General features: G+C 69.9%; 9 protein-coding genes. 2 read left to right on the top strand and 7 right to left on the bottom strand.

Annotated features, from left to right (window positions below; genetic code table 11):
- Positions 1-1,751, bottom strand: a 1,751-nt coding sequence (locus I9P22_RS21450) for a heavy metal translocating P-type ATPase (RefSeq protein WP_199261977.1), incomplete at its 3' end; no start/stop codon positions are given.
- A gap of 432 nt (positions 1,752-2,183) precedes the next feature.
- Here I9P22_RS21450 and I9P22_RS21445 point away from each other — a divergent pair.
- Both I9P22_RS21445 and mnmH read left to right on the top strand, forming a co-directional pair.
- Positions 2,184-2,762 (top strand): L,D-transpeptidase, encoded by a 579-nt coding sequence (locus tag I9P22_RS21445; RefSeq protein WP_199261975.1) that lies wholly within the window; start codon positions 2,184-2,186, stop codon positions 2,760-2,762.
- Entirely contained in the window at positions 2,763-3,809 is a 1,047-nt protein-coding gene (gene mnmH / locus I9P22_RS21440; RefSeq protein ID WP_199261973.1) for a tRNA 2-selenouridine(34) synthase MnmH, read from the top strand.
- Positions 3,810-3,870: 61 nt separating this feature from the next.
- Here mnmH and I9P22_RS21435 read toward each other — a convergent pair whose 3' ends face one another.
- The 6 genes from I9P22_RS21435 to I9P22_RS21410 form a co-directional block, all read right to left on the bottom strand.
- The gene (locus tag I9P22_RS21435) at positions 3,871-4,674 is read right to left on the bottom strand and encodes a purine-nucleoside phosphorylase (RefSeq protein ID WP_199261971.1); all 804 of its coding nucleotides are present in this window, start codon (positions 4,672-4,674) and stop codon (positions 3,871-3,873) included.
- On the bottom strand, positions 4,658-5,623 hold the full coding sequence (locus I9P22_RS21430; protein ID WP_199261969.1) for an ABC transporter permease: 966 nt from the start codon (positions 5,621-5,623) through the stop codon (positions 4,658-4,660). Before I9P22_RS21430 ends, I9P22_RS21435 begins: the two co-directional genes overlap by 17 nt.
- Positions 5,623-6,717 carry an ABC transporter permease gene (locus I9P22_RS21425; RefSeq protein ID WP_199261967.1) on the bottom strand — a complete coding sequence of 365 codons (1,095 nt, stop codon included), beginning with the start codon at positions 6,715-6,717 and terminating at the stop codon, positions 5,623-5,625. Before I9P22_RS21425 ends, I9P22_RS21430 begins: the two co-directional genes overlap by 1 nt.
- 61 nt (positions 6,718-6,778) lie before the next feature.
- The gene (locus tag I9P22_RS21420) at positions 6,779-8,380 is read right to left on the bottom strand and encodes an ABC transporter ATP-binding protein (RefSeq protein WP_199261965.1); all 1,602 of its coding nucleotides are present in this window, start codon (positions 8,378-8,380) and stop codon (positions 6,779-6,781) included.
- Positions 8,381-8,394: 14 nt separating this feature from the next.
- Entirely contained in the window at positions 8,395-9,381 is a 987-nt protein-coding gene (locus I9P22_RS21415; protein WP_199261962.1) for a BMP family lipoprotein, read from the bottom strand.
- Between the two features lie 72 nt (positions 9,382-9,453).
- A complete protein-coding gene (locus I9P22_RS21410) occupies positions 9,454-9,873 on the bottom strand; it encodes a GNAT family N-acetyltransferase (RefSeq protein ID WP_199261960.1) in 420 nt (139 codons plus the stop codon).
- Positions 9,874-9,976: the final 103 nt, after the last annotated feature.

The raw sequence follows: 9,976 nt of genomic DNA, 5'->3' as shown, positions 1-9,976 counted from the left end.
GCGGCATTGCCGATCAGCAGCGCGCGCCCCTCGACCCGCGCCGAAAGCCCGCGCCCGGCGGCGGCTTGCACGGCCTCGGCCGTGGGCAGCTCCAGCCCCTTGTCGCGGGCGGCGGCGAGGATGGCGGCGGCCAGCGGATGTTCCGAGCGTGCTTCGGCGGCGGCGGCAAGGCGGAGCGCCTCGGTGGGCGCGATGCCCTCGGCTTCCAGCGCGGTCAGGGCGGGCGCGCCCTGCGTCAGGGTGCCGGTCTTGTCGAAGCCGACGATACGGGCATCGGCCAGCCTTTGCAGCGCATCGCCGCGCCGGAACAGCACGCCCAGCTCGGCCCCGCGTCCGGTCCCGACCATGATCGAGACCGGCACCGCCAGCCCCATGGCGCAGGGGCAGGCGATGATCAGGACCGAGATCGCCGCCACCAGCGCCTGGCCCGGCGAGCCGGTGAAGATCAGCCACAGCGCGAAGCTCAGCAGCGCCAGCCCGATCACCACCGGCACGAAGACCGCGGTGATCCGGTCCACCAGCGCCTGCACCGGCAGCTTGGTGGCCTGCGCGTCCTCGACCATGCGGATGATGCGCGCCAGCACCGTGTCGCCGCCGGTTGCGGTCACGCGATAGGCCAGCGCCGCATTGCCGTTCACCGTGCCGCCCGTCACCGCATCGCCGGGATTCTTGGCGACCGGCACTGGCTCGCCCGTCAGCATGGATTCGTCGACGGCGCCGCTGCCCTCGGTCAGCACGCCGTCCACCGCCACCCGCTCGCCCGGCTTCAGATGCACGATGTCGCCGGGGCGCAGCTCGGCCACCGCGATCTCCACGACCCGGCCGTCGCGCTCGACATGGGCGCTGTCGGGGGCCAGCTCGATCAGCCGGCGGATGGCGTCGCCGGCGCGGCCCTTGGCGCGCGCCTCCAGCCAGCGGCCCAGCAGGATCAGCGTGACGATGACGGCGGCGGCCTCGAAATAGACATGCACCGAATCCGCCGGCAAGAGGCCGGGCGCGAAGGTCGCCACGGTCGAATAGAGCCAGGCCGCCGAGGCCCCCAGCGCGACCAGGCTGTTCATCTCGGGCGCCCGGCGGGCGAGCGCGGGGATGCCGATGCGGAAGAACATCCGCCCCGGCCCGGCCAGCACCGCCGTGGTCAGCAGGAATTCCAGCACCCAGAGCGTCTGCTGGCCGATCGCCATGTGCAGCCAGTGATGGAAGGCCGGGAAGGCATGGCCGCCCATCTCGGCCACGAAGACAGGCAGGGTCAGGGCCAATGCGATAAGGAAGTTGCGCTTCAGCGCGGCCGCGTCGCCGCCGTGGTCGTGCATGTGATGGCCGGCCTCATGCTGCACCTCGGCCGGATAGCCCTTGGCGGTCACGGTATCGGCCAGTGCCTGGGGCGCGACGGCGGGTGAATGCCGGATGGCGGCGCTGCCGGTGGCCAGGTTCACCTGCGCCGAACTCACGCCCGGCATGGCGGCCAGCGCCTTTTCCACTCGACCCACGCAAGAGGCGCAGCTCATGCCCTCGATGGCCAGCCGGGTCTGCCGGGACTCGGCGGGATAGCCGGCTTTCGCCAGCGCCTCGACGGCCTGGGGCAGGGCCTCGGGGGTGTCGATGTGGAAATGCGCCCGGCCGGTGGCCAGGTTGACCTGCGGGTTCGCGATGCCCGGCACGGCGGCCAGGGCCTTTTCGACGCGCCCCACGCAAGAGGCGCAATTCATGCCGGTGACGGTCAGCTCGGCATCGTTCTGGTGACGTTTCATGGTTTTGTCCTGTCGGAATGGCGGAAAAGACGCGATTCAGACAGGATGCGGCGGGGCCTGCGGATGTTGGGGCAGGTGATGCAGGATCCGGTGGCGCGGCGGACCTTCGCCGGCATCGGGACGCCAGCGCAGGGCATGGCCGTTCCCGGCCAGAACCGGCCGAGCCAGTTGCGGGCGGGTCGCGACATGGCAGCGGCAGCCGCGCCCGCCCCGACCCCGGCACAGATGCGGGGCGCGTGTCGCCGCCCGGCGGGGCCGGGGGGCGGGGCAGCAGGCTCTGGCGGTCGCGCTGGTCATGGCGGGCGATCCTTTCCCGATGCAAGCTAGGCACGCTTGCGGCGCGTTTCAACCGCGTCACGGCGCTTTGAGTTGATCCCGCGCGTCCGAGCGGTTAGGCGGAGACCAAGGATTCCAAGGATTCAGGACGCAAACATGAACCGCAGACAGATGCTGTTGGCTACGCTGCCGCTGGTCGCCGCGCCGACGCTGCTTCTTGCGCAGGACAAGGCGCTGCCCGCCGCGCCCAAGGCCGAGCCCCGGCGCGACCCCTATGCCCCGACCGAGGTCTCGATCCGCAATGATTTCGAGGTCGGCAGCATCGTCGTCGTTTCGAAGGATTTCTTTCTTTACCATGTCGTCGCGCCCGGCCGCGCGGTCCGCTATGGCGTCGCCGTCGGCAAGGACGAGCTGGTCTGGAAGGGCCGCGCCACCGTCGGCCGCAAGACCGAATGGCCCAGCTGGCGGCCGACCCCTGCGATGATCAAGCGCAAGCCCGAGCAATATGGCAGATGGGCGGACGGCATGCCGGGCGGCCCGACCAACCCGCTGGGGGCGAGGGCGCTCTATCTTTACGACGCGCGGGGCAACGACACCTCGATCCGCATCCATGGCACGACCGAGCCGAACTCGATCGGTCGCGCCGTCTCGAACGGCTGCATCCGCATGCGCAACGAGGCGGTGATGGCGCTTTACGAGCAGATCCCGGTCGGCACGCCGGTCTATGTCTATTAAGTGGACATCCGCCTGACTTCGCTGTCGGATCCGGCGCTGGCCGGGTTCGACACTATCATCGACACGCGCTCGCCGCTGGAATTCGCCGAGGACCACCTGCCGGGCGCGATCAGCCTGCCGGTGCTTTCGGACGAGGAGCGCGCCCAGGTCGGCACCATCTACAAGCAGGTTTCGCCCTTCGACGCCCGCAAGCTGGGCGGCGCCATGGTCGCCGCCAATGCCGCGCGGCATATCGCCGGGCCGCTTTCCGGCTTCGGCGGCGGCTGGCGGCCGCTGGTCTATTGCTGGCGCGGCGGGCAGCGCTCGGGCGCCTTCGCCACCATCCTGTCGCAGATCGGCTGGCGTGTCGGCCGCATCGAAGGCGGCTACAAGGCTTGGCGGGCGCTGGTGGTGGCGCGGGTCACGGCACCCGTGACCGCGCCGGTGGTGGTGCTGGACGGCAATACCGGCAGCGCCAAGACCGAAATCCTGGCGCGGCTTGCGGCACGCGGCCATCAGGTCATCGACCTGGAAGGGCTGGCGAACCATCGCGGCAGCCTGTTCGGGGCGATGCCGGGCGGCCAGCCGTCGCAGAAGCGGTTCGAAAGCCGGCTGGCCCTGGCGCTGGAGGCGCTGGACCCCGCCCGGCCGCTGTTGGTCGAGGCGGAAAGCTCGCGCATCGGCGATCTGAACCTGCCGCGCGGCATCTGGCAGGCGATCATCGCCGCGCCGCGCATCCGCCTGGCCGTTCCGGTCGAGGCTCGCGCCGCCTATACCGCGCGAAGCTATGCCGAGGCCTGCGCCGATCCCGAGGCCTTGGCGGGGATCGTGAACAGCCTGCGCCCGTTGCATCCGGCCGAACGGATCGAGGACTGGCTGCGCCTGATCGACGCCGCCGACTGGGCCGGGCTGGCGGCGGGGCTGATGCGCGACCATTACGACCCGCGCTATGAACGGCACCGGGCGCGCCATGACGACAGGCAGGGGCCGGTGGTGGCGCTGGATCGGCTCGACGATCTGGACGGCGCTGCGGCCCGGGTCGAGGCGGCGCTTGCGGGGCTGACCTAGGCGCCGGCGGCGCGGGCGCTTGCCTCCGGCGGGAGTATTGGGGCAACGAAGAAGCCGGGGATCAGGCGCCCTGGCCGAGGAACCGGCGCAGGATGCGTTCCAGCTTGGCCGCGCCCAGGGGCGCCATGGCCTTGGTGTGGTCGTGGCTGATCGCTTCGTCCGAGAGCCCGGCGCCCATATTGGTGATGACCGAGACGGCGGCGCAGCGCAGGCCCAGGAAGCGGGCCAGGATCACCTCGGGCACGGTGGACATGCCGACCGCATCGGCGCCGAGGATGCGGGCGGCGCGGATCTCGGCCGGGGTCTCGAAGGAAGGCCCCGAGAACCAGCAATAGACCCCCTCGGGCAGCGCGATCCCCTCGGCCTCGGCGGCGGTTTTCAGCCCGGCGCGGAGGGTGGGGTCATGGGCGTCGGTCATCGGCACGAAACGCGCCTCGGAAGGTTCGCCGATCAGCGGGTTGGTCCCGGCGAAGGCGATGTGGTCCGACAGCAGCATCAGCGCGCCGGGCGGCAGGTCGGCGCGCAGGCTGCCGGCCGCGTTGGTCAGGATCAGCCGTTCGGTGCCGAGCGCCTTCAGCACCTCCAGCGGCAGGCGCATGACATCGGCACGGCCGGATTCGTAGTAATGCGCCCGCCCGCCCAGCACCGCGACGCGGCGCCCCTGCAGCTGGCCGACGACCAGTTGCGGCACATGGCCCGACACCCCGGCATGCGGAAAGCCCGGCAGCTCGGAATAGGGGATCGCCACGCCCTGAACCGCCGCCGCCAGGTGCCCGAGTCCCGAGCCGAGGATCAGCCCGTATTCCGGCGGCGCGTCCCCGGCGCGGTCGCGGATCAGGCGGGCAAGCTCAGCGCTCCTTGACATAGGGCTCTCCTCCGGCGCGGGGCGGAATGGCGCGGCCGACGAAGCCGGCCAGGATGATGACGGTCAGGATATAGGGCAGCGCGTTCATGAACATCGAAGGCACGGTGACGAAACCCAGGTCCAGGTCCGGGAAGCGGTTCGCCACCGCCTCCATCAGCCCGAACAGGAAGGTGGCGAACAGCGCGCTCCACGGCCGCCATTTGGCGAAGATCAGCGCCGCCAGCGCGATGAAGCCGCGCCCGGCGGTCATCTCCTTGACGAAGCCGGCCGAAATGCCGGTGGCGAGGTAGGCCCCGGCGATGCCGCAAAGCACGCCGCAGATCATCACGGCGCCGTAGCGCAGCCGGGTGACCGACACCCCGGCGGTATCGACCGAGGCCGGGTTCTCGCCCACCGCGCGCAGCCGCAGGCCGAAGCGAGTGCGATAGAGCACCCACCAGGTCAGCGGCACCATGGCGAAGGCGACATAGACCAGCAGCGTATGGCCCGAGATCAGCTCGGCATAGATCGGGCCGATCACCGGCACCGGGCGCAGCGCGTCGGCCAGCGGCAGGGTGATCTCGCCGAAGCGCGCCGCGCCGGAGAGCGAGGGCGTGCGACCGCCCAGCCCGAAGATCTTCTGCCCCAGAAGCACCGTCAGCCCCGAGGCGAGGAAGTTGATCGCCACCCCCGAGATCAGCTGGTTGCCCCGAAAGCTGATCGAGGCGAGGCCATGCAGCCCGGCCATCGCCGCCGCTCCGGCGATCCCGGCCAGCAGCCCCAGCCAGGCGCTGCCGGTGGCATAGGCGACCGAGGCCGAGGTGAAGGCCGCCATCAGCATCTTGCCCTCCAGCCCGATGTCGAAGACCCCGGCGCGTTCGGAATAGAGCCCGGCCAGGCAGGCCAGCAGCAGCGGCGTCATCAGCCGCACCGCCGAATCGAGGATCTGCAGGACCGTCGCGAAATCCATCACGCCCCCTTCCGGCGCAAAGCCGCGAACAGCCGTTCCAGCGGCATGCGCACCATGTTGTCCAGCGCCCCGGTGAACAGGATCACCAGCGCCTGGATGACCACGATCAGCTCGCGCGGGATGGTGGTCCACAGCGCAAGTTCGCCGCCGCCCTGGTAGAGGAAGCCGAACAGCAGCGCTGCCAGCAACACGCCGAACGGATGGTTGCGGCCCATCAGCGCCACGGCGATGCCGATGAAGCCTGCGCCCTCGACGGCGTTCAGCACCAGCCGCTCGGCCTCGCCCATGACGTTGTTCACCGCCATCAGCCCGGCCAGCCCGCCCGAGACCAGCATGGCCAGCACGGTGATCCGCAGGGCCGAGATGCCGGCGTAAAGCGCGGCGGGCTCGGACTTGCCGAAGGCGCGGATCTCATAGCCCAGCCGCGTGCGCCAGATCAGCAGCCAGACCAGCAGGCAGGCGGCCAGGGCGATGAAGAAGGCGATGTTCACCGGCGTGTTCTCGCCCCATTCCAGCCCCAGCGCCCCGGCCATGTCCGACAGTTTCGGCAGATGCGTCGCCGGCGCGAAACTGGCCGAGGCCGGGTCCATGCTGCCCACCGGCCGCAGCAGGTTGACCAGCACATAGTTCAGCAGCGCTGCGGCGATGAAGTTGAACATGATGGTGGTGATGACGACATGGCTGCCGCGCCGGGCCTGCAGCCAGGCCGGGATCAGCGCCCAGGCCGCCCCGAACAGCGCTGCCCCGACCGCCGCCGCCGGCAGCGCGAAGGCCCAATGCGGCCAGGGCAGGGCCAGCAGCACCAGCGCCACGCCCAGGCCGCCCATCGCTGCCTGCCCCTCGCCGCCGATGTTGAATAGCCCGGCGTGATAGGCGACCATGACCGCCAGCCCGGTGAAGATGAAATTCGTGGTGTAGTACAGGGTGAAGCCCCAGCCATAGCTGGATCCCAGCGCGCCCTCGACCATGACCTTCAGCGCCTCGGCCGGGCTTTCCCCGATCGCCAGGATCACCAGCGCCGAAATGGAAAAGGCCAGCGCCAGCGAGATCAGCGGCGTCAGGATCACATCCGCCCATGTCGGCATTCGCTCCATCAGCCCGCCTTTCCCGGTCTTTTCCGTTTTCCAAATACTCCCGCCGGAGGCATGCGGCGGCTCATCCGGCGCCCCCGTCGGCATCGGTCCGCGCCGTCGCCCCGGGCGGCGCGGCGGTGGGATCGACCCCGGCCATCAGGCAGCCCAGATCGCCGGTCGTCGCCTCGCCGGGCAGCCGCTCGCCCATGATGCGGCCGTCGAACATCACCGCGATGCGGTCCGACAGCGCCATGATCTCGTCGAGCTCGACCGAGACCAGCAGCACCGCGCGGCCGGCATCGCGCAGCGCCAGGATGCGCTTGTGGATGAACTCGATGGCTCCGATATCGACGCCGCGCGTCGGCTGGCCGATCAGCAGCAGCTCGGGATTGCGCTCGACCTCGCGCGCCACCACGATCTTCTGCTGGTTGCCGCCCGAGAAGCTTTTCGCCGCCAGATCCGGGTCGGGCGGGCGGATGTCGAAACGCGCGATCTTGCCTGTCGCGTCCTTGCGGATGGCGGCATTGTCCATCAGCAGGCCATTCCGGAACTCGGGCGCGTCCTGATAGCCGAAGGCCACGTTCTCCCAGGCGGTGAAATCCATGATCAGCCCCTCGGCCTGGCGGTCCTCGGGAACATGGCCGATGCCGGCGCGGCGCCGCGCGCGGCCGTCCGAGCCCGACAGCGGCAGCTTCTGGCCCTTCAGCCGGATCTCGCCGGAAAGCCGGCTGCCCGGCTCGGCATAGCCGCCCAGGATCTCCAGAAGCTGGGTCTGGCCGTTGCCGGCCACGCCGGCGATGCCCAGGATCTCGCCCGCCCGGATATCCAGGTCGATGCCGCGCAGCCGCTCGACGCCATCGGCATCGACCATGCGCAGCCCTCGCACCTCCAGCACCGGCGGGCCGGGCCGGGCCGGGGCCTTGTCCACCCTGAGCAGCACCTTGCGCCCGACCATCAGCTCGGCCAGCGCGGCCGGGCTGGTCTCGGCCGTGCGGACCGAGGCCACCATCTCGCCCCGCCGCATCACCGCGACATTGTCGGTGATCTCCATGATCTCGCGCAGCTTGTGGGTGATCAGGATGATGGTCTTGCCCTCGTCCTTCAGGCCGCGCAGGATGCGGAACAGGTGATCGGCCTCGGCCGGGGTCAGCACGCCCGTCGGCTCGTCCAGAATCAGGATGTCGGCCCGGCGATAGAGCGCCTTCAGGATCTCGACCCGCTGCTGGTGACCGACCGACAGCTCCTCAACCAGGGCGTCGGGATCGACCTGCAGCTCGTATTCCGCCGCCAGCCGCTTCAGCTCGCCGCGCGCGCGGGCCAGCGAGGGGCGCAGCAGGCGGCCGTCCTCGGCCCCCAGGACCACGTTTTCCAGAACGGTGAAGTTCTGCACCAGCTTGAAATGCTGGAACACCATGCCGATGCCGGCGCGGATGGCGGCCTGGCTGTCGGCGATGGCGACGGGCTTGCCGCCGACCAGGATCTCGCCCGCATCGGGACGGTAGAAGCCATAGAGGATCGACATCAGCGTCGACTTGCCGGCGCCGTTCTCGCCGATGATGCCGTGGATGGTGCCGCGCGGCACGCTCAGGTCGATGTCGCGATTGGCCTGCACCGGCCCGAATGCCTTGCAGATCCCCCGCAATTCGATTGCGGGGGCCGTGCCTGTCGCGCCAGCAAGCGCCATGTCACTCGACCGGGTCACTCGACCGGGCAGCTATTGTCGGTCATGTAGTCATGCACCTTGATCTCGCCGCCGACGATGGCCTTGCTGGCGGCCTCGACGGCGGCGGTCATCTCCTCGGTGATCAGGGGCTTGTTGTTCTCGTCCATGGCCACCGAGACCCCGCCCGAGGCCAGGTCCATGACCTTGATGCCCGGCTTGACATCGGCGCCGGCCTTGAAGGCCTCGTAGACGGAATTGTCCACGCCCTTGACCATCGAGGTCAGCACCTTGCCCGGATGCAGGTGGTTCTGGTTGCTGTCCACGCCAATGGACAGGATGCCCGCATCGGCCGCCGCCTGCAGCACGCCGATGCCGGTGCCGCCGGCCGCCGCATAGATCACGTCGGCGCCCTGCGAGATCTGCGCCTTGACCAGCTCGCCGCCCTTCACGGGGTCGTTCCAGGCCGCCGGGGTGGTGCCGGTATAGTTGACGATGATCTTGCCATCCGGCTTCGCGGCCTTGAAGCCCTGGGCATAGCCGCATTCGAACTTGTGGATCAGCGGGATGTCCATGCCGCCGATGAAGCCCACGGTGCCGGATTTCGACGCCTGCGCCGCCAGCACGCCGGCCAGGTAGGAGCCCTGCTCCTCGGTGAAGACGATGGATTGCACGTTCGGCTGCTCGACCACCATGTCGATGATGACGAATTTCGTATCCGGGTAGTCGGGGGCGACCTTGTTCAGCACCTCGCCGAAGGCGAAGCCGGTCATGACGATGGGATTGGCGCCCGATTGCGCCAGCCGGCGCAGCGCCTGTTCGCGCATCGCCTCGGACTGCATCTCCAGTTCCTTGTAGCTGCCCCCGGTCTCGGCCTTCCAGCGTTCGGCGCCGTTAAATGCGGCCTCGTTGAAGGATTTGTCGAATTTCCCGCCCAGGTCGAAGATCAGCGCCGGATCGGCCAGTGCCGCCATGGGCAGCAGGGTCAGGCAGGCGCCGGCCAGCAGGGATTTCATCAGGGACATGTCAGAACCTCAACCTGTTGCGGGCGATTCAGCCCGGGAATAGCAGGATTAGGGCGCAAGGGCCGGATTCCGTCAACCGTTTGTCTTGGCGGGCAGGGCGCAGCGCATCAGGATCGCGTCGAGGCCGGGGGCATAGTAATTCCGCCGCCGCCCGGCGATCTGCCAGCCCTGCCCGGCATAAAGCGCCATGGCGCCGGCATTGTCGGCCGCGACCTCCAGGAAGGCCAACTCGGCGCCGCGCGCCCGTGACGCTGCGGCGAAATCCCCAAGCAGGCGCGAGGCGAGACCCTGCCGCCGCGCCTCGGGGGCGACGGCCAGCGTCAGCAGCTCGGCCTCTCCGGCGACGGCGCGGCCCAGCAGGAAGCCCTCCGGCCGCGCCAGCAGGAAGTTCAGCGGGCTTTGCAGCAGATCCTCGAACTCGGCCGCCGACCAGGGCCGGGGATGCGCCCCGAAACAGCGCAAATGCAGGGTGGCAAGCTGGTCCGGCGTCATGGGCTGGTCAGGGCAGCATGACCGGGCCGCGGTCGCGCGCCGGCGCGGCATCGGCGGGGCGCAGGTAGATCGGCGCCGGGCGCGGCAGGTCGGGCTGCCCGCG

It is taken from the genome of Paracoccus binzhouensis, assembly GCF_016446475.1.
Lineage (GTDB): Bacteria > Pseudomonadota > Alphaproteobacteria > Rhodobacterales > Rhodobacteraceae > Paracoccus > Paracoccus binzhouensis.
This window is presented reverse-complemented; position numbering and strand designations above follow the sequence as displayed.

Bases quoted from the DNA above. Each gene is read 5' to 3' on its own strand.
- I9P22_RS21430 (WP_199261969.1), bottom strand. From the start codon at position 5,623: ATGGATTTCGCGACGGTCCTGCAGATCCTCGATTCGGCGGTGCGGCTG.
- I9P22_RS21425 (WP_199261967.1), bottom strand. From the start codon at position 6,717: ATGGAGCGAATGCCGACATGGGCGGATGTGATCCTGACGCCGCTGATC.
- I9P22_RS21445 (WP_199261975.1), top strand. From the start codon at position 2,184: ATGAACCGCAGACAGATGCTGTTGGCTACGCTGCCGCTGGTCGCCGCG.
- I9P22_RS21415 (WP_199261962.1), bottom strand. From the start codon at position 9,381: ATGTCCCTGATGAAATCCCTGCTGGCCGGCGCCTGCCTGACCCTGCTG.
- I9P22_RS21420 (WP_199261965.1), bottom strand. From the start codon at position 8,380: ATGGCGCTTGCTGGCGCGACAGGCACGGCCCCCGCAATCGAATTGCGG.
- I9P22_RS21435 (WP_199261971.1), bottom strand. From the start codon at position 4,674: ATGTCAAGGAGCGCTGAGCTTGCCCGCCTGATCCGCGACCGCGCCGGG.
- I9P22_RS21410 (WP_199261960.1), bottom strand. From the start codon at position 9,873: ATGACGCCGGACCAGCTTGCCACCCTGCATTTGCGCTGTTTCGGGGCG.